Consider the following 17,565-nt stretch of genomic DNA (forward strand, 5'->3'; position numbering starts at 1 on the left):
GGGTCGTTCTCTCGGTTGGGGTCGTTGGTCGGCAGGTTGCCGGTCAGCGGTAACGGCCGGTGAGGTACCACTGGCCGTGCTCTTTGCTCAGCAGAAGGGCACGGCCGGCATCGGTGACCACCTGCAGCCGGGTGCGGTAGACGGCTCGGTTCGGGTCCCACCATCCGGATTCGATGGGCCAGGAACCGGAGTAGTCGGTGATGGTCTCGGTCTGCCCGGTGGGGAATCTGATCGTCGCCGGGGCCGCACCCAGACCCGAGGGGCGTGCTTCCACCGGTGAGCCGTCCGCGGCGAGCACGTCGACGGCGGAATGTTCGACGGTCGTCGGACGGGGTGCGTGCAGAGCACCGGGCCAGGGAGCGGCGGGGCTGCGTTCGGGGACGGCCGCCTGCTGCCACGGGGTCCACAGGTTCGTCTCTGCCGGGTCCCACCCGCCTTGGATGCCCGGAACCAGGACGGCATCGGGACCGAACAGTCCCTGCAGACGCTCGAGCGTATGGGTGATCTGCCCGGTGTTCTCGTCGAACAGGCTGCGTGTGGCACCGATCGGGGTGGTCAGTTCGGCCGCGATGAGGCGCAGCGCGATGATGCCATCCTCGGAGAAGTCCTCGGCGTCGGGTGCCGGCTCGTCGACGATGTCGAGTTCCTGCGGGTCAGGCTGTGCCGTGCGGGGATTCTGTCCCGGAGGCGAACCCCGGCCCACTCCCGCCAGCCAGCCTTCGGCCTGCCACCGCAGGCGGTCGGCGATCGCATTCTCCTGCATGTCCTCGATCCGCCAGGTCCGGGACGAGGACTGGCCGCCCGCGGCATCGAGTTCGATCGTGATCTGGGTGCAGACCAACCTCTGTCTGCGCACCTTGGCCAACAGGTCGGCACCGAGCTGGCGGGCGAGGAAGCCGAGGGTATCGCTGCGGGTCGTCGGGGCATCGAGGTCGAGTTCGACGTCGAGCTGTTCGCCGCGGACATGATCGGCGAGCGGGGCTCCTGCCCGCCCGGAGGCCAGGTCGTGCAGATGCCGACCGAAGGCGCCGAAGCGTGCGTTCACGTCTTTGGTCGCGAGGCGGGCGAGGTCACCGAGGGTGCGCAGCCCCAGCTGCAGGAAGACCTCGATCAGCGCGGTCGCCTCGGCGCCGGCGTATTCCAGGGTGGTGATCGGCTGGGCGGAGAGGAAGTCCACGGTCTGTCCGGGTTCGACGCGGCGCGCCTGTCCGGCGGCGAGGACCGCGGCGAAGACGGTGTCCGCGATCCCGGGGAAGAACTCCCATCCGGTGTCATCGACAAGCGCCGAGACCAGTGTCTCGACCGCATCGGCTTCGTCGGCGTAGCCGTGTCTGAGCGAGTCGAGAGGGATCGCCAATGTTCCCGGGCTGAGCAGGGTGAACCGTGCGACGAGGTTGTCGAGGGCACCGACGCCGGCACTGAAATGTCGGTTGTCGGCCTCTTCGTCCCAGACCGCGATGTGGGCTTCCGGACAGCGGTATCCCACGGCGCGTTTGTTGTTCCCGGCGGTGATTCCGGCGGCACGGGCCGGAGCATCGGCGGCGATGACCTTGCCGGCGTGGAGGACCGCGACAGGGCGGCCCGGTGCGATGTCGTGTTCGACCGCTGCGGCCACCGCCGGCCAGTCGGGAACAGTGAGCACGAGGGTGCGGCCGGACTCATCCGACATGGCTGATCACCTGCCGCAGCTGTGTGATCGTCGACCACCGAGGATCGTCGTCCGTGCCCGTGGCCGGATCTGTGCCCAGATCCGTTGTCGGGGCCTTGGACGCTCCGCCGTCTGCCACCACTTCCAGCGTCCCCGCGGGGACGCTGGCGGGAGTTCCTGACGGTCCCGGCAGCAGGAACCGGTGGGTTCCCGTCTGTGAACGAGCGCGGACGAGGCAGGACTGCAGACGGCCGTGACCGTGTTCGGCACCCGACCAGCGGGTGTCGGTGATCTCGATCTGCTCCGTACTGCCGGAAAGAGGTCGGAGGCTGATGAGGCTCATTCGTCGTTCACGGATCTTCGCCAGGAGTCGGGCCCGTTCCGAAGCACTCGGGGCGAAGCCGGGGTCGACGAGGATGATGTCGAAGGATTCGATGAGGATCGAAGCCACTCGCAGCCAGTCCTCACCAGGGGTCGCGAGGTTGACGAAATGGTCGAGATCGACACCGAGGTCGGCGATCGAGGACACGGACGGTTCGCCGAGCCCGATGCCGGCACACCACTTCTGCTCCCGGGTCGCCGCAGCGATCGTCGCCAGGCCGCAGCTCAGCGACAGCTCACCGGTGACAGTGACAAGTTCCCCACGCGGCAGACCGCCGCGACGGAACAGCGGAGAGAGCACAGGATCCACCGAATGAGGTGAGATCTTGTCGAACAGTGCCGCAGCCGTGGAGATCCCCGTCTCCCGACTGAGCTGTTCGATGACCGGTGCTGCTGACATGACATCCATTATCGAACTGGTGTTCTAAATTGGCAAGATTCAGACAACAGCTTTGCCTTCCCGGGCGTGTCGCCATTCGGCTTCGAACATCCATGCGATACAGAGGCCGAGGTCAAAGCCGTAACCGCCGCCGACAGTGCCGGGATCGGCCGCTTTCGTGATCTGCCTGACCTTGGCAACGCGAACCGCCGTGTTGAACATCATCCGTCCCCTCACCCGGCTTTCCAGAGGAAGCAGCTGGGAGCCGTCGGGCAAGTAGAAGGCAAAGGCGGCGGGACCGCGCATCGCTCCAGCGAAGTCCGCTCCGGTGCGTTCGATGCGCAGCTGGTATTTGTGTACCACGGTGTGATGTCTGCGACAGAGCAGGATGAGATTGTCCATATCGGTCCTCCCGCCCTGCGACCAAGGGCGGATATGGTGGGCATCACATCGCCTGCGGGCACGGCAGCCGGGGAATTGGCAGCAGACATCACGCACGCTCAGTGCCATTCGCTGTCGCCTGCTCACCAGACGCTTCGAGCGCCCGAGCATGAGGACGTCACCTCCGGCATCCTTGATCGCCCCGCTGATCAGCGCCTCACAGCTCAGGCGCTCCGCCGTCGCCGCAGTGATGCCGCCGAACCCTTCGATCCGGCAGGTCGTATCCGCGCCTCCGCTCGGCGTCCCCGCGGGGACGCTTCCCTCGACTCCTGCCGGATGGTCCGGTTCGCTTTCCGTCCCCGCGGGGACGCAGACGGCGGTCGGCTTTGCGGGGATGCTGAGCAGAGGGGGCTTGAACGCGGGCGCGGCTTCCATCGTGGCGCCGCTGCGGGTGATCACCTCTGCGGAGGCATGAACGAGCAGTCGGGCACGATCGGCGTCGATCGAACCCGTGGGCTCGGCACGAGGGAAGGCGTGGATGATCTCCATCAGGCACATGACCTGGGAGACCGGCTCATAAGGAGCCTCGTCCGCTTTGCCGCCCTCGCCCGCAGCCCCATCCCCATCGGAACCGCCATCATGGACGGGACGTTCGAGAACCTGGCGGGCGGCGTCGAGCATCGCGGCGATCTCTGCGGCGTCGTCTTCCTCGAGTTCGATCGTGATCCGGGTCCGACCAGGTGCCACCTGACGCATGCTCACACTGTCCTGAGCCAGGTACAGAGGGAACGGGCCGTTGTCGATCTTGTCGGCCAGCTGCTGGTAGTTCTGCGAGATCCGACTGATCTGGCTGCCGGTGGCGAGGGTGGCCAGACGCAGCGCCTCATCGTCGCCGATCCGCTCCCCCAGTCGGGTCACTTCCCTCACCTTTGAGAAGCTGACATCACCGCCCGCCAGACTCTTCTTCACCTTCGGCATCTCCCGCAGAGCCTTCATCACGCGCACATACTCGCGAGCCGTGTGCATGCTCACCGACGCCACATGCATCACCCACTCGGTCAGGGTCTTCACACCGACCCATTCCGCCCACAATCCCCGTCTCTCGACCTCGTCGATGAGGGTGATGACGCGGGCATGGCAGAAGGAGATGCATGAGATGCTGCGCCGGATATCCGTCACGATCTGCTCACAGGTGAGGGTGCTGGGGTCCGCATCGGCGTCAGCCCCTCCATAGTCCTTCGGATCGACGCTCAACCCCTCGAGCTCCGCGGTCTCGGCTGCGCGCGGTCGGCTCGATTCCTGTGCAGCCGAACTCGCTCCTGCCTCATCCCACCGAGCCGTGGTCTGCTGTCCCTTGCCCCTCGGGCCCGAGCCTGCCCATGCCTGAGCGGACGGAATTCCGCTCTGGCTTGCCGAGGCCACGGCCGCTTCCCTCACACGTCTTTCCCATTCCATGTCCTCGCCCCACGGATCGACCTGATCTTCGTTGTGCATGGCTTCGCTCCTCGTGCCGTTCGGCCCCGCAGCCCCCATGACCACCGACCGTGCTCCCACTCTAGAACTCGGCACTGACACGAGAATTTCCTCTAATACAAGCTGAACTGATTATTCATTGGTCATCTTCGATTCGTTTTCGTTTCTACTGGTGATGACTGCACACCTGCCGAAGCCACCGCAACTTGTTCTCGCCGACGCGCTCGCGTCAGTGCGTCCGGGTAGGGTGGCGTCATGACCGACGGCACAAACGGCACTTCGTCCCGCGAAGCGGCCACGCGTGATTCCTATGATGCGATCGCCCGGACCTACACGGAATGGGTCGCCGATGAGCTCACCGCCAAACCGCATGACCGCGCCGTCCTCGGGGCCTTCTCCGAGCTCGTCCTCGGCACCGGCTCGACGGAGGTCCTCGACCTGGGCTGCGGGCCCGGTCGCATCACCACGTTCCTCGCCGCCCTCGGACTCGAACCGCGTGGACTCGACCTCTCCCCTGCCATGATCGAACTCGCGCAGGGCCTCTATCCGGCGCATCAGTTCGACATCGGGTCGATGACCGCCCTGCCCTATGCCGATGAGTCCTTCTCCGGTCTCGTCGCCTGGTATTCGACGATCCACGTCCCGGACGATGAGCTTGTCCTCACCTTCGCCGAGGCGGCCCGTGCCCTGCGTCCGGGCGGTTGGTTCCAGTTGGCGTTCCAGCTCGGGGACCGGATCGATCACTTCTCCGATCTCGCCGGCTTCGACGTCGATCTCGACTTCCACCGCCGCTCGATCGATGACGTGCTCACCGCGCTCGAACCGCACGGCTTCATTCCTGCCACCCGCCTCGAACGCGAACCCGACCGGACCGGTCGCTTCCCGGAGACGACCAGGCAGGGATACCTCCTCGTTCGTAAGGCCAGCCTCTGAGGTGAGAAGATGAGGGTGATATGAACATCGACATCGTCTTCCACACTCCAGAGATCCCCGGCAACACCGGAAACGCCATCCGGCTCGCCGCGGTCACCGGAGCCCATCTGCATCTCGTCGAGCCTCTCGGCTTCGACCTCTCCGACGCGAAGCTGCGCCGAGCCGGTCTCGACTATCACGACCTCGCCCATGTCACCGTCCATCCATCGATCGACGAACTCTGGGGCCACCTCGGCGAACGTCGGGTGATCGCGTTCAGCACGCATACGGACAATTCCTTCGCCGAGGTGGACTACCAAGACGGTGATGTCCTCCTCTTCGGGCGCGAGTCGACGGGACTGCCCGACGAGGTCGTCAACGACGAGCATGTGGATATGACTGTGCGGATTCCGATGCTGCCGGCACGCCGTTCGCTCAATCTGGCGAATTCGGCATCCATCGCCATCTACGAAGCCTGGCGTCAGCACGGCTATGCAGGGGCCTGAACCCGCGTAGACTTCTTCGCGAACGCTTTACCTGAAAGGACCACTATGACCGCAAAGGTGCTCACTGTCGCCGGATCCGATGTCTCCGGAGGAGCCGGACTCGAAGCCGATCTGAAGATGTTCGACGAATACGGGGCCTTCGGCACTGCCGTCGTCACCTGCATCGTCACTTTCGATCCCGATGACGGATTCGCCCATGTCCTCGAGTTCATCGAGCCCGAGGTCGTCACCCGTCAGCTCGAATCGACGCTGGCCGTGCACGAGTTCACCGCCATCAAGTCCGGCATGCTCGGCTCCGTCGACTCGGCACTGGTCCTCGCCGAAGAGCTGAAGACCAATGATCTGCCGTACGTCTTCGATCCTGTGCTCGTGTGCAAGGGCGCAGGCACCATGGTCGATCTCAAGGATCTCTTCGTCGAGAACCTCGTGCCCCTGGCCACCGTCGTCACCCCGAATCTCGAAGAGGCCGCGACCTTGGCCGGAGTCGACCCCATCGACTCCGTCGAGGGCATGGTCGAGGCCGCGAAGATCATCCACGGGCAGGGCGCGAAGAACGTCGTCGTCAAGGGCGGAGCCCGTCTCGCCGGGGACGATGCCATCGACATCCTCTTCGACGGTGAGACCGTGACGACTCTGCGCTCGCGCAAGGTCAACAACAAGCTCGTCAACGGCGCAGGATGCTCCTTCGCCTCCTCGATCGCGGCAGGAATCGCCACCGGTCTCGACATCAAGGACGCCGTCGTCTCCGCCAAGGAGAAGGTCGCTCACGGAATCGCGAACTGCCTCGACAATGCCACCGGCGTCGCTTCGCTCTACCATCCGGCGGCACGGGTGAGTCCCTCCTCCGAGGTCTCAGTCACCGTCGACTGATCACTGTTGCCAGGGTTGCGTCCCCGCGGGGACGCAACCCTGGCACGGTTCCGCGGAGCCGTCGTAACGGACAGAACTGTCGTAACGGACACTGCGGCCCGCAGACAGCAGATTGCCCCGCACACCTGATCGGTGTGCGGGGCAATCTGAATAAAGCTGTTGGAACGCCCGAGATCAGCGCTTGCCGAAGCCCTTGTAGCGGTCCTTGAACTTCTCCACGCGGCCGGCGGAGTCGAGGATGCGCTGCTTGCCCGTGTAGAACGGGTGCGAAGCGGACGAGATCTCGACGTCGATCACGGGGTAGGTGTTGCCGTCTTCCCACTCGATGGTCTTCTCGCTCTTAGCGGTGGAGCGGGTGAGGAACTTGGTGCCGGAAGCCAGATCGTTGAATACGATCGGTGCGTATTCCGGGTGGATGTCCTTCTTCATTTTCTTACCTCTGCTGAATTCTTTCAGGCGCCTGATATGAGTTGAACTCATCTGCCAGTGCCCGAATTCGTCTGCTGGACACGCTCCGAACCGTAGGAACCGGACACGGAGCGACAATCGATTCTAACTGATGGGCCCGGACAAAGCGATTCGACACGGATCTCCTAAACTGTGGCCATGACCACGAAGGAACGCCTCTCCACTCAGTTCACTCTCCGACCCGCCGCCACCGCCCCCGAACTCATGGCCGAATCGACGGCCACCGCCTTGTCCGCGGTATCCGGCGAAGTCGACGTCTTCGATATCGATCCGCAGATCGCCGATACCGCTGCTCTCCTCGATGCCACGGATCTGCCTCCGGCGACCTCGGCGAACTGCGTTCTCGTCGCCGGCTCGCGGGGCGGCGAGGAGCGGATCGCCGCCTGCATGGTGCTGGCGAACACCCGCGCCGACGTCAACAAGCGGGTCAAGAAGCTCCTCGATGTCCGCAAGGCCTCGTTCCTGCCGCTCGAACGCGCCGTGAACGAATCGGGGATGGAGTACGGCGGCATCGGACCGATCGGCCTGCCGGAGAATTATCGGGTGCTCATCGACTCCCGCGTTGCGGAGGCCGACGAACTCATCATCGGTTCCGGTATCCGCGGCTCCAAGCTGCTCCTCTCCGGATCCGCACTCGCGTCCCTGCCCGGCGCCGAGGTGATCGAGGATCTCGCGAACGAGATCGGCTGACCGTGGCGCTCGGTCCCGCGCCGTCCGTCAGCCAGATGCTGCCCGTCAGTTCAGTCCCGCTCGTTCGATGACGTAGTCGATGAGCGGGGCGTAGAGGTTCGGCACCACATCATCGTCCAAGGGGATGGTGGCTTCGATCTGTCCCTGCGCCTCGGCGACGAAAAGGGCGGGATCGTTGCAGTCGGCGTAGCCGATAGTTCGCAGTCCCCGGCTCGAGGCAGCACCAGCCCAACCATGATCGGCCACAACGAGGTCCGGGGCCGACCCGCCGCGGGCGGCGAAGTCGTTGAGCAGCGCATGCATCGGTTCAGCCAGGTGGGTGTGCGGGCTGCCGCCATGCTGGTGCCAGGTCCACACATTGTGGATCTGACGGACGTCGCCGCCGATCTCCGGGACCGGGATGAAGTGATAATGGGTGTCGATGACGGCGCCGGCGCTTTTCGCCGCGGCGGCAATTGCCATATGCACGGGCAGCAGTCCTGCCGGATGTCCGGTGGCGAAGAGGATCCGGCCGCCGGCGCGGGCGACCTGGCCGACCGCCTCGGCGAGCTTCTCCAGAGCGTCGATGCAGCCTTCGGTGGAGATCGTGTCCACGCCTTCGACGAACTCGGGATCGGGCCGCAGGCCGCAGCGTTCGACCATGAGCGCGAACACTGAGTCATAGTCCCAGTCGCGGGTGAGTTCGACGCCGAAGTCGAATTGGCGTTCCTGGTCGAGGAACCGGTGGATGTGCGAGAGGTTGTTCTCTCTCGGTGTGGCGACCTCCCCGGTGATCCGTCCGGCTTCAAGAGCAAGGGCTAGGGTGCTGCGGTCCACTGGGGTCCTCTCCGTCATGACTGCGGGAATGATCACTGTCTTTCTGAGACGATCATACGGATGATGAGCGCGATCATCAGTTCCTTCTCGGAAGGTTCACTCATCGCGACCAGCAGCGTCATCGCTGCCAGCGCATTGTCGTCGACTCGCCTGTTGCCATCGGGGTCGATCAGCGCGCCGTTGCGGTCAAGGAAGGTGACGAACAGCGCCGAGGCGCTGCGCTTGTTGCCGTCGGAGAGGGGGTGGTCTTCTCTTCGGCGGTCGGATAGGGTTCGTGGTCTCCGAACCCCTGATAGATCGCCCCGATGACAGCCCCTAGAGCATCGCCTCGTTCCCTCCCCAGCAATTTATCGTCGGGAAATGCCAATGACAGTCCGCCGATGATTCTGCGTGCTTCTTCCAGGGCCAATTCCCATCCAGGCACGGAGCTCGATTTCGACGACAAGTATCCTTCGTCATAATCTCTGAGCATGGTGAGACTTGGCAGGTACGTTGACAGTACGTCGGCAACCCCCGCAACCAATTCCTCCTGCGACTTCGTCAGCACGCTGACAATCTTTCCCAATTCTGACAACCGCCGTTGGTTGACGGCGGTTCCTTCGATCGCATAGCGATGAAGGACATCGTTTGCCCAACGGCGAAATCGCACTCCTTCCGACGACTTCACTCGAAATCCCACCGACAGGACCATGTCGAGGCTGTAGTGCTCAACCATACGTGTGACTGTTCGGGCGCCCTCTTTTTGAACTGTCGCAAATTTTGCGACAGTTGGCTCACCGTCGAGTTCCTCCCGCAGAGCGTTGTTGATATGTTTGCCGATCGTCTTCACATCACGTCCGAACAGATGCGAAAGCTGATGCCGTGTCAGCCAAACGGTATCGGAATCAGTGCGCACCTCGAGCGCGGTGTCACCGTCAGCGGTCGGATACAGCTCAATCGAATTGCTCATAATCAAACGTCAAAGTGCGCCACTGACACGGCTCAATCGTCCTGCAGGGCGAAGCAGGTGACCGCCGAGGCGGCCGCGACGTTGAGGGAGTCCACTCCCCCGCTCATGGGGATCATCACGGTCGAGTCACAGGCGACGATCGTCGATCGCCTGAGTCCTTCGCCTTCAGTGCCGAAGACGACTGCGGTGCGCTCCGGTGCCGAGGCGGCGAAGTCGCGCAGCCCCACAGAATCATCGTCGAGTGCCAGGGCGGCCACGTGGATGCCGGCGTCGTGCAGGGCAGAGATTCCGGCAGGCCACGGGTCGATGCGCGTCCACGGCACTTGGAACACCGTGCCCATGGACACACGGATTGACCGGCGATAGAGCGGATCGGCGCAGCGTGGGGTCACGAGCACGGCGTCGACGCCGAATGCGGCCGCAGAACGGAAGATGGCGCCGACGTTCGTATGGTCGACGATGTCTTCGATGACGACGATTCGCTTGGCATCGGCAACCAAGGCCGCGGGGTCGGGAAGGGCCGGTCGGCCCATGGCGGCCAGAGCTCCTCGGTGGAGGTGGAATCCGGTCAGGGACTCCACAGCGGCATCCGTGCCGATGAAGATCGGCACATCGCTCTCAGCGATGATGTCGGCCAGGTCGAACAGCCATTTCGGGCTGGTGAGGAACGACCGAGGCGAGAGGCCGGCTGCATGAGCGCGGCGGATGATCTTCGAGGATTCGGCGATGAACAGCCCCTCGGCGGGTTCACGGACGCTGCGCAGGGCGACATCGGTCAGCTGCGTGTAGTCGCGCATGCCCTCGAGGCGCCCGTGCAGGGCATCGCCGGAATCATCACCCTGGCTCCCAGAGGTCAGGTCCGCCTCGTCGAAGAAGCGCAGACGCTCGACGGCGATCCCGAGCTCAGCGGACCGATCGATGACCTGCTGGCGGGTCATGGGTGCCTTGGCCGGAGTGTTCACAGCGTGCTCCCGTTCACAGCGGAACTCCGTTCACAGCGTGAGGATCCTCCAGATCGCGACGAGTCCGAGGGCCACGATGACGGCGCGCAGCAGCACGGGCGAGAACTTCCGCCCGATTCGGGCACCGAAGTACCCGCCGATGAGTGAGCCGATGGCGATGCAGACAACGGCGATCCAGTTGATCCGGTCGTGGCCGACGATGATGTACGTGCTTGCCGAGACCGTATTGACGACGAGGACGAGGACGTTCTTCAGCCCGTTGAGTCGCTGCAGATCATCGGGCAGCAGCAGACCGAGCAGGGCGATGAGGATGATGCCCTGGGCGGCGGCGAAGTAGCCGCCGTAGATCGCGGTGAGGAAGACGACGATGAGCACGACGATGTACCGGCCCGTGGACAGGCGATCCCCCGCCTTGGCGGCCCGATGCTCGACGCCGGCAGCCTCGGCCCGGCGCAGGGACCGGTTCTTCAGGTAGCGGGAGAGGTACGGCTGCCCGACCACCATGATCAAGGCCACGACGAGGAGGACCGGCACGATCGTCTCGAAAGCATCCTCGGGCAGGTGCAGCAGCAGATACGCACCGGTCAGCGACCCGAGCAGAGAGGCGGGAACGTATCCGAGAATCCGTTTCCACTGCCCTCGCAGCTCTTCACGGTATCCGAACGAGGAGGCGATATTGCCGGGGATGAGACCGACAGCGTTGCTCATCGTCGACACCACCGGCGGCACTCCGAAGGCGACGAGCGCCGGGAAGGTGATGAGCGTTCCGGAGCCGACGACGGCGTTGATGCCTCCTGCCGCGATTCCGGCGACGATGACAAGGCCGATCTGCCACGGCTCGAGGCTCAGGTTCGCCAGAAACTCCATGCTCAGAGGGCGGAACGTGCGTGGTAGCGCTGACCGTCCCGGGTGAGCTTGACGTCGATGCCGAAGGTCGCCGCGAGGTTCTCCGCCGTCAGGGTCTCCTCGATCGGACCTGCGGCCAGATCGGTGCCCTCGGACAGCAGCAGCACATGAGTGATGCCCTCCGGGATCTCCTCGACGTGGTGGGTGACCATGATCGTGGCCGGCGCCCACTTCGATGACAGGATCTCCGAGAGTGCGCCGAGCAGCTCCTCACGCCCGCCGAAATCGAGTCCGGACGCCGGCTCGTCGAGCAGCAGAAGCTCCGGGTCGGTCATGAGCGCACGCGCGATCTGCACACGCTTGCGCTCGCCCTCGGACAGCGTACCGAAGGTGCGATCGGCCAAGTGAGTGATGTGGAACGCGGCCAGCAGATCGCGGGCACGCTCGATATCGTCCTGCTCGTACTCCTCCACCCAACGTCCGGTGACGCCGTAGGCGGCGGTGAGCACGGTGTCGAGGACCGCTTCGGAACTCGGAATGCGATTGGCCAGAATCGTCGAGGCATAGCCGATGCGCGGGCGCAGCTCGAACACATCGACGCGGCCGAGCTGCTCCTCGAGGATGTTGACCGTACCCGTCGTCGGATGCATGCGACCGGCCGCGATTTCGAGCAGGGTCGTCTTGCCCGCACCATTGGGTCCGAGCACTGCCCAGTGCTCGCCTTCGGCGACGGTCAGCGAGAAATCGTCGAGGAGGAAATTCGTCCCCCGGCGCACGGACACAGAATCCAGATTCAGGACTTCACTCATATCTTCAGACTCTATCGCAGACGAGCCGTCTATCCTGGTTCGACATGGACCTCACGACCGACTCACTGCTGCTGACCCTGGCCCTCAACCACCGTCTGCGCTCGACCCTGCCCCCTGACGAGGTGACCTCTGCGTTCCTCGACGATGATCGTGATGTTCCTCTCATCGTCTCCGATGAGGTCTTCGACTCGGTCGTTCCCACCGGTCTGCTGCTCTTCATCGCTGAGGCGGCCGCCTCGGGAATCACCCATGCGCGCTTGGCGCTGCACCACCCGTCTCTGCCGCATGCGACTCCCCCGGTCGATCGCACCGCCCGGACGAAGGTCGGACGCCACACCGCCCCCGTCGTCCTCCATCGCGGCGATGAGCAGGCGGCGATCGCCCTCATCGGCGCCGAGGCGAACGTCGAGATCATCGCCTGTGCGCCCACCGTCTTCCGCCCCGTCACGGTCGGGTCCGCCCCCGAGGCGCTGCGGCGTCTGCGCCTGCTGGTGATGGAGGGCTTACGCCTCGTCGAGACCATCGACGTTCCCGAGGACTGGCGGCAGGGGCCGTGGCGTGACTGGCAAGAGGAGCTGTCGACGATGCACCCGATCTCCCGGCTCATCCCCACTGAGGCGGATTCCCGAGCGATCTACGCCGCCCTCGACATCCACCACCGGATGCGCACCGTGCTCGCACCTGCGACCGTCGCCCCGCCAGAGTTCGGTGCGCTGCTGTCTCAGCTGCACCCGGCCGCCGCGGACTACATCATGGCAGTGGCTACGATGAAGGGGTGAATGAGACGCCTCAGGCCACCGCCTCCCAGATCCCCGTCCAACTGCTCGTCATGGACGTCGACTCGACGTTCATCAACGAAGAGGTCATCGACCTCATCGCCGCCCATGCCGGGGTCGGAGACAAGGTCGCCGACATCACCGAACGCGCCATGGCCGGAGAGCTCGACTTCGCCGAATCCCTGGCTGAACGGGTCGCCCTGCTGAGCGGGCTGCCGGAGACCGTGCTCGATGAGGTGCGAGAGCAGATCACCCTCACCGAGGGAGCCGCCGACCTGGTCGCGACAGTGCACTCCTCGGGTGGCCAGGTGGCTCTGGTGTCGGGCGGCTTCACCGCCATCATCGCTCCCGTCGCCGCACAGCTGGGCATCACCGACGTCTTCGCCAACGGACTCGATATCCATGACGGGCTGCTGACCGGGCGGACGAACGGCCGTGTCATCGACCCGAACGCCAAGGCCGAGATCTTCGAGGATCTGCTCGCTGCCGGCGGATACGATCGTGCCGCCTCGGTGGCGATCGGTGACGGCGCCAATGACATCGGCATGGTCGAAGCCGCCGGTCTCGGAATCGCCTTCTGTGCGAAACCGGCGCTCGTCGCCGCAGCGGACGCGTCCGTGGAGACACGCGACCTGCGAGCCGTCATCGACCTGGTCGCTGCGCGTGCAGACGTGTGAGCGATCCCTCCCAGGGTGTGGCACCGGCGCCATTGAACGCTGACTGACCGAAGACGCCTGTGGCGCTGACGAATGTTTCGTCAGCGCCACAGGCGTCTTGTCGACAGATCGCGTCGGTCAGACGGTGCGTTCAGACTCCGTGGAAGACCCGGATCTGCGGGGCCGGGTAGTGTCCCGGCTCCACGTCCCAGCTCTCGAGGTCGAAGACCGCGATCGACGAGGGACGGAACGTATCGGGAACCCCGCCTTCCGGATTGAGGTGGCCGACCACCTCGGCGACGGTCGGCTGGTGGCCCACGATATACGCGCACTGCGCATCCGCGGGGATCGAGTTGATCGCATCCAACCAGTCGTCGACGGACCCGGAATACAGCGAGGGATCCTCGCGCAGGGTCAGGTCACCCGGTTCGTCGAGAGTTCCTCCATGAGCGCGGTTGACAGCTTCGACGACAGCCTGTCCGGTCTGCACGGTGCGCCTGGCCGCCGAGGCGATGGCCACATCGGGTGACCAGCGCTCGGCGATCTCGGCTCCGGCCTCGACCGCTTGAGCCAGACCCTTCGCATCCAGGGACCGTTCGAAGTCGGTCGGACCGTGCGCTTCCGCCTTGGCGTGGCGGGCGAGGATGAGCACAGGCATGAGTGGTCTCAGGCGCCGGTGGAGTGGAATCCGCCGTCGACGTGGATCATCTCGCCGGTAGTGGCGGGGAACCAGTCGGAGAGCAGGGCGACGATGGCCTTGCCGGCAGGGGTGGTGTCCTTCTGGTCCCAGCCCAGGGGTGCACGGTCGCCCCACATGTCTTCGAGCGTTCCGAAGCCGGGGATGGAGGTTGCGGCGGTGGTCTTCAGCGGTCCGGCCGAGACGAGGTTGACGCGCACGCCGTCTTCGCCGACGTACTTGGCGAGGTAGCGGGCGGTCGATTCGAAGGCGGCCTTGGCCACACCCATCCAGTCGTAGACCGGCCAGGAGATGGTCGCGTCGAAGGTCAGTCCGACGATTCCGGCGCCCTTGTTGAGCACGGGCTTCGCGGCCACGGCGATGGCCTTGAGCGAGTATGCGGAGACGTGGATGGCCGCGGACACGGAGTCCCAAGGCGTGTCGAGGAAGACTCCGCCGAGGGCGTCCTTCGGAGCGAAGGCGATCGCGTGGACGATTCCGTCGATGTTGCCGCCGAGGCGCTCGGGCAGGGCCGCGAGGTCCTCTTCGTTCGTGGCGTCGAGTTCGATGACCTGCGGGGTCTCGGGCAGGCGTTCGGCGATCACCTGAGTGATCTTCATCTGGCGACCGAAGCTCGAGAGAATGACCTCGGCTCCCTGCTCCTGTGCGATGCGAGCAGCGGCGAAGGCGATCGACGCCTCGGTGAGCACGCCGGTGACGAGAATGCGCTTTCCGTCAAGAATTCCCATGGTGGTCCTTTCGAAAGGAAGGTGGTTGCGTGTGCATGACGCCGCTTCGGGCGGTGTCTCTGTATCGAAGTCTACGGGCTGCGGCCCGGCGGGGCCGCATCGTCTGCGGCCGAGGATCCGGTTGTGACCGGCTCAGCGCCGTCTGAGTCAGTGGCCCATGCCTAGTCCGCCGTCGACGGGGATGACGGCACCGGAGATGTAAGCGGCTTCATCGGAGGCCATCCAACGGACGACCTTGGCGACCTCACCGGGTTCGGCGAATCGCTTCGCCGGGATGGTGGCGAGGTACTCTGATCGCTGCTTCTCGCTGAGCTCATCGGTCATATCAGTGCGGATGAAGCCCGGGGCGACGACATTGGCGGTGATTCCGCGGGAGCCGACCTCACGGGTGATGGAGCGGGCGAAGCCGACGAGACCGGCCTTCGAGGCCGAGTAGTTCGCCTGACCGGGCACGCCGTAGAGACCCGACACCGAGGAGATGAGGACGATGCGGCCCTTCTTCGCGCGGATCATCCCGGTGATTCCGCGCTTGACGGTGCGGAAGGCACCGGTGAGGTTCGTGTTGATGACGGACTCGAATTCGTCATCGTTCATCCGCATGAGCAGATTGTCGGCGGTGATTCCGGCATTGGCCACGACGACCTCGACGGGACCGAGCTTCTCCTCGATCTCGGTGAACGCCCGATCGATCGATTCGCTGTCGGTGACATCGGCGGCCACGGCCAGCGCTCCCTCCGGGGCCTGACCGTTGCGGGAGGTGACTGCCACCTTGTCCCCCTGGGCGAGGAATTCCTCGGCGATGGTGCGACCGATTCCGCGGTTGCCGCCGGTGACGAGGACTGTGCGTGGTTCTGACACGTTGGTCTCCTGTTGATCGACTGTGTTCTTCAAATCTATCGTGGACAAACCTATCCTGTCCTTTGGCCGATGGATATGACTCTCACAAAGGACGAGTATCATGTTTGGCAGTCATCGATCGAAGAAGGATATGGTCAGGCACGCTCAGCAGATCACAACGGCAGACACCGCCCTTGATGACGATATGCGGTCTCGGATCATCAAGTATTCGATCACCATGGGCATCAGGACGGTCTGCTTCGTGGCCGCCTATTTCGCTTTCGTCGCAGATATGCACATCCTCATGTGGATCTGCGTGGCAGGGGCGGTCGTCCTCCCCTACCCTGCGGTGATCTTCGCCAATGCGGGCCGCGAACGCACCCGAGATGATCGTTCCGCCCTGCTCGAACAGGCCCCGCTGACAGAGCTGCCGCCGGCGCGCGGTGAGACGATCTCCGGCGACACTCTCGGAGGGGAGACGGTCGATGACGAGACGGTCGACGGTGCAGATCCCGGAGGCGGCTCAGATACCCGAGGCGGCGCCCCTGACGAGACAGGTCCAGGCGCGGATCACCGACACGAAACGATCCGGGGCGAGACGGTCCCGGGCGACACCGTCCAAGGTGAGACCGTCGACGACAACGACGAGGACAGGAGGGACCAGGCTTGAGCGAGCAGCTGCAGTGTTCCGCGAAGGAATGCCGGGCGTTCGCGACCCGCGCCCTGCTGTGGAACAATCCCCGCGTCCACACTCCCGAGCGGAAGAAGACGTGGTTGGCCTGTGATGAGCACCTCGACTATCTGCGTGACTTCCTGACTCTGCGCGACTTCTTCATCACCGACGTCTCCGTCGACGAGATTCCGGAGGACGCAGGTTGAGCCGCTATTCCTTCCTCTTCTCCGCACGCTGGCTCAAATACATCGCCATGGCGATCATCGTCATCATCGCCTGCGTGTTCCTCGCCCTGTGGCAGAAGGACCGCCGCGATCAGCGGGAGCAGGAGATCGCGACGATCACCACGAACTACTCCGCCGAACCCGTCGACATCACCTCGGTGCTCTCGACACCGAATTCGACGCTGGAGACCACCGATGAGTGGACCCAGGTGGAGCTGACCGGATCGTTCTCCGACGAGGACACCGTCCTCGCACGCAACCGGACGGTCGAAGACAAACCCGGCTTCTATGTGGTGACTCCGTTCGAGATCACCGGCGGATCGACGATCGCCGTCGTCCGCGGCTTCACCGCCGAACAGGATTCCGTGCCGCCCGCTCCTCGGGGTCAGCAGACCGTGGTCGCCCATCTGCGTCCCGCTCAGGACGGATCCGAGGATGAGAACCCGAAGGGCCTCATCAAAGCCATCGATCCCGCGCGCATTCCGGGAATGGACGATGCCTATTCGCATGTCTACGTCGAGGCCTCACCGGCGGAGACAGGCGGTGCCCCGGAAGAGGGGCTGACCCCGCTGCCGATGCCCGAGCTCGATCCGGGCAACCACCTGTCCTATATGCTCCAGTGGTTCGCCTTCGGAATCATGATCATCATCGCCGTGGTCATCTCGGCCCGACGTGAGCGCAAGGCAGCCGCCGAGGCGGTCGAGCACGGCGCTGTCGAGAACGAAATGGTCGTCATCGACAAGGCCGCCCTCGACGCGGGCGCGAAGATCAGCCAGCCCGGCAGCCGCTATGGCCGCAACCGCTGGGCCTCGCCCACCGTGCGCGGGCAGGCCGAAGCCGAGGAGGATGCCCTGTTCGAGGAGCGCTTCCGCTCAAAGTGAACT

The 17,565-nt window shown here is 64.6% G+C and carries 21 protein-coding genes; 9 read left to right on the plus strand and 12 right to left on the minus strand.

Translation table 11 applies throughout. The features are described from left to right. Window positions 1-43: 43 nt before the first annotated feature. The 3 genes from KTJ89_RS03345 to KTJ89_RS03355 are packed head-to-tail and all read right to left on the minus strand — an operon-like array spanning window position 44 to window position 4,283. On the minus strand, window positions 44-1,669 hold the full coding sequence (locus tag KTJ89_RS03345; protein WP_172169560.1) for a Y-family DNA polymerase: 1,626 nt from the start codon (window positions 1,667-1,669) through the stop codon (window positions 44-46). Next, on the minus strand, window positions 1,659-2,429 hold the full coding sequence (gene imuA', locus KTJ89_RS03350; RefSeq protein ID WP_253903696.1) for a DnaE2-dependent mutagenesis accessory factor ImuA': 771 nt from the start codon (window positions 2,427-2,429) through the stop codon (window positions 1,659-1,661). The genes KTJ89_RS03345 and imuA' overlap by 11 nt, the downstream gene beginning before the upstream one ends. A gap of 39 nt (window positions 2,430-2,468) precedes the next feature. Beyond that, window positions 2,469-4,283 (minus strand): HNH endonuclease signature motif containing protein, encoded by a 1,815-nt coding sequence (locus tag KTJ89_RS03355; protein ID WP_259356769.1) that lies wholly within the window; start codon window positions 4,281-4,283, stop codon window positions 2,469-2,471. A gap of 234 nt (window positions 4,284-4,517) precedes the next feature. On the opposite strand from KTJ89_RS03355, the gene KTJ89_RS03360 reads away from it, so the two are divergent. Genes KTJ89_RS03360 through KTJ89_RS03370 form a run of 3 tightly spaced genes read left to right on the plus strand, consistent with a single transcriptional unit; the run spans window position 4,518 to window position 6,550 of the window. Beyond that, on the plus strand, window positions 4,518-5,195 hold the full coding sequence (locus KTJ89_RS03360; protein ID WP_172169566.1) for a class I SAM-dependent methyltransferase: 678 nt from the start codon (window positions 4,518-4,520) through the stop codon (window positions 5,193-5,195). A 20-nt stretch (window positions 5,196-5,215) separates the two neighbouring features. Next, window positions 5,216-5,680, plus strand: coding sequence for a tRNA (cytidine(34)-2'-O)-methyltransferase (locus KTJ89_RS03365; protein WP_139467259.1), 465 nt, complete (start codon window positions 5,216-5,218; stop codon window positions 5,678-5,680). Between the two features lie 45 nt (window positions 5,681-5,725). Then, window positions 5,726-6,550, plus strand: coding sequence for a PfkB family carbohydrate kinase (locus KTJ89_RS03370; RefSeq protein ID WP_259356770.1), 825 nt, complete (start codon window positions 5,726-5,728; stop codon window positions 6,548-6,550). Window positions 6,551-6,724: 174 nt separating this feature from the next. On the opposite strand, the gene KTJ89_RS03375 is transcribed toward KTJ89_RS03370, so the two are convergent. Then, window positions 6,725-6,979, minus strand: a complete 255-nt coding sequence (locus tag KTJ89_RS03375; RefSeq protein WP_101544255.1) for a type B 50S ribosomal protein L31 — start codon at window positions 6,977-6,979, stop codon at window positions 6,725-6,727. Window positions 6,980-7,156: 177 nt separating this feature from the next. Between KTJ89_RS03375 and KTJ89_RS03380 the strand changes: the two genes are divergently transcribed. Then, window positions 7,157-7,708 (plus strand): YbaK/EbsC family protein, encoded by a 552-nt coding sequence (locus KTJ89_RS03380; RefSeq protein WP_172169572.1) that lies wholly within the window; start codon window positions 7,157-7,159, stop codon window positions 7,706-7,708. 45 nt (window positions 7,709-7,753) lie between these two features. Here KTJ89_RS03380 and KTJ89_RS03385 read toward each other — a convergent pair whose 3' ends face one another. The 5 genes from KTJ89_RS03385 to KTJ89_RS03405 all read right to left on the minus strand — a co-directional run bounded on the left by KTJ89_RS03385 (window position 7,754) and on the right by KTJ89_RS03405 (window position 12,090). Beyond that, entirely contained in the window at window positions 7,754-8,524 is a 771-nt protein-coding gene (locus KTJ89_RS03385) for a phosphatase (protein WP_259356771.1), read from the minus strand. A gap of 169 nt (window positions 8,525-8,693) precedes the next feature. Then, on the minus strand, window positions 8,694-9,473 hold the full coding sequence (locus KTJ89_RS03390) for a virulence RhuM family protein (RefSeq protein WP_216656721.1): 780 nt from the start codon (window positions 9,471-9,473) through the stop codon (window positions 8,694-8,696). Between the two features lie 32 nt (window positions 9,474-9,505). After that, window positions 9,506-10,411 (minus strand): TrmH family RNA methyltransferase, encoded by a 906-nt coding sequence (locus KTJ89_RS03395; protein WP_259356772.1) that lies wholly within the window; start codon window positions 10,409-10,411, stop codon window positions 9,506-9,508. A gap of 54 nt (window positions 10,412-10,465) precedes the next feature. After that, window positions 10,466-11,302 (minus strand): sulfite exporter TauE/SafE family protein, encoded by an 837-nt coding sequence (locus KTJ89_RS03400; RefSeq protein WP_172169581.1) that lies wholly within the window; start codon window positions 11,300-11,302, stop codon window positions 10,466-10,468. Between the two features lie 2 nt (window positions 11,303-11,304). Next, window positions 11,305-12,090, minus strand: a complete 786-nt coding sequence (locus tag KTJ89_RS03405) for an ABC transporter ATP-binding protein (RefSeq protein ID WP_139908060.1) — start codon at window positions 12,088-12,090, stop codon at window positions 11,305-11,307. 44 nt (window positions 12,091-12,134) lie between these two features. Here KTJ89_RS03405 and KTJ89_RS03410 point away from each other — a divergent pair, with 44 nt between their 5' ends. Next, on the plus strand, window positions 12,135-12,869 hold the full coding sequence (locus tag KTJ89_RS03410; protein WP_139908061.1) for a hypothetical protein: 735 nt from the start codon (window positions 12,135-12,137) through the stop codon (window positions 12,867-12,869). Continuing rightward, complete coding sequence (serB, locus tag KTJ89_RS03415) at window positions 12,866-13,543, plus strand: phosphoserine phosphatase SerB (RefSeq protein ID WP_259356773.1); 678 nt, start codon at window positions 12,866-12,868, stop codon at window positions 13,541-13,543. The genes KTJ89_RS03410 and serB overlap by 4 nt, the downstream gene beginning before the upstream one ends. 130 nt (window positions 13,544-13,673) lie before the next feature. Here the strand turns inward: serB and KTJ89_RS03420 are convergent, their stop codons facing one another. The 3 genes from KTJ89_RS03420 to KTJ89_RS03430 all read right to left on the minus strand — a co-directional run bounded on the left by KTJ89_RS03420 (window position 13,674) and on the right by KTJ89_RS03430 (window position 15,805). Next, window positions 13,674-14,180 carry a SixA phosphatase family protein gene (locus tag KTJ89_RS03420; protein WP_172169584.1) on the minus strand — a complete coding sequence of 169 codons (507 nt, stop codon included), beginning with the start codon at window positions 14,178-14,180 and terminating at the stop codon, window positions 13,674-13,676. 8 nt (window positions 14,181-14,188) lie between these two features. Further along, window positions 14,189-14,947: an enoyl-ACP reductase FabI gene (gene fabI, locus KTJ89_RS03425; protein ID WP_101544266.1), complete on the minus strand. Its 759-nt coding sequence runs from the start codon at window positions 14,945-14,947 to the stop codon at window positions 14,189-14,191. A 147-nt stretch (window positions 14,948-15,094) separates the two neighbouring features. Further along, a complete protein-coding gene (locus KTJ89_RS03430; RefSeq protein WP_139908064.1) occupies window positions 15,095-15,805 on the minus strand; it encodes a beta-ketoacyl-ACP reductase in 711 nt (236 codons plus the stop codon). 100 nt (window positions 15,806-15,905) lie between these two features. Here KTJ89_RS03430 and KTJ89_RS03435 point away from each other — a divergent pair, with 100 nt between their 5' ends. The 3 genes from KTJ89_RS03435 to KTJ89_RS03445 are packed head-to-tail and all read left to right on the plus strand — an operon-like array spanning window position 15,906 to window position 17,562. Next, the gene (locus tag KTJ89_RS03435) at window positions 15,906-16,454 is read left to right on the plus strand and encodes a DUF3099 domain-containing protein (RefSeq protein WP_253903698.1); all 549 of its coding nucleotides are present in this window, start codon (window positions 15,906-15,908) and stop codon (window positions 16,452-16,454) included. Beyond that, window positions 16,451-16,663: a hypothetical protein gene (locus KTJ89_RS03440; protein WP_101544269.1), complete on the plus strand. Its 213-nt coding sequence runs from the start codon at window positions 16,451-16,453 to the stop codon at window positions 16,661-16,663. The genes KTJ89_RS03435 and KTJ89_RS03440 overlap by 4 nt, the downstream gene beginning before the upstream one ends. After that, a complete protein-coding gene (locus KTJ89_RS03445) occupies window positions 16,660-17,562 on the plus strand; it encodes an SURF1 family cytochrome oxidase biogenesis protein (protein WP_172169590.1) in 903 nt (300 codons plus the stop codon). The genes KTJ89_RS03440 and KTJ89_RS03445 overlap by 4 nt, the downstream gene beginning before the upstream one ends. The last annotated feature ends 3 nt before the right edge of the window (window positions 17,563-17,565 follow it).

The organism is Brevibacterium sediminis, assembly GCF_024895295.1.
GTDB lineage: Bacteria > Actinomycetota > Actinomycetes > Actinomycetales > Brevibacteriaceae > Brevibacterium > Brevibacterium sediminis.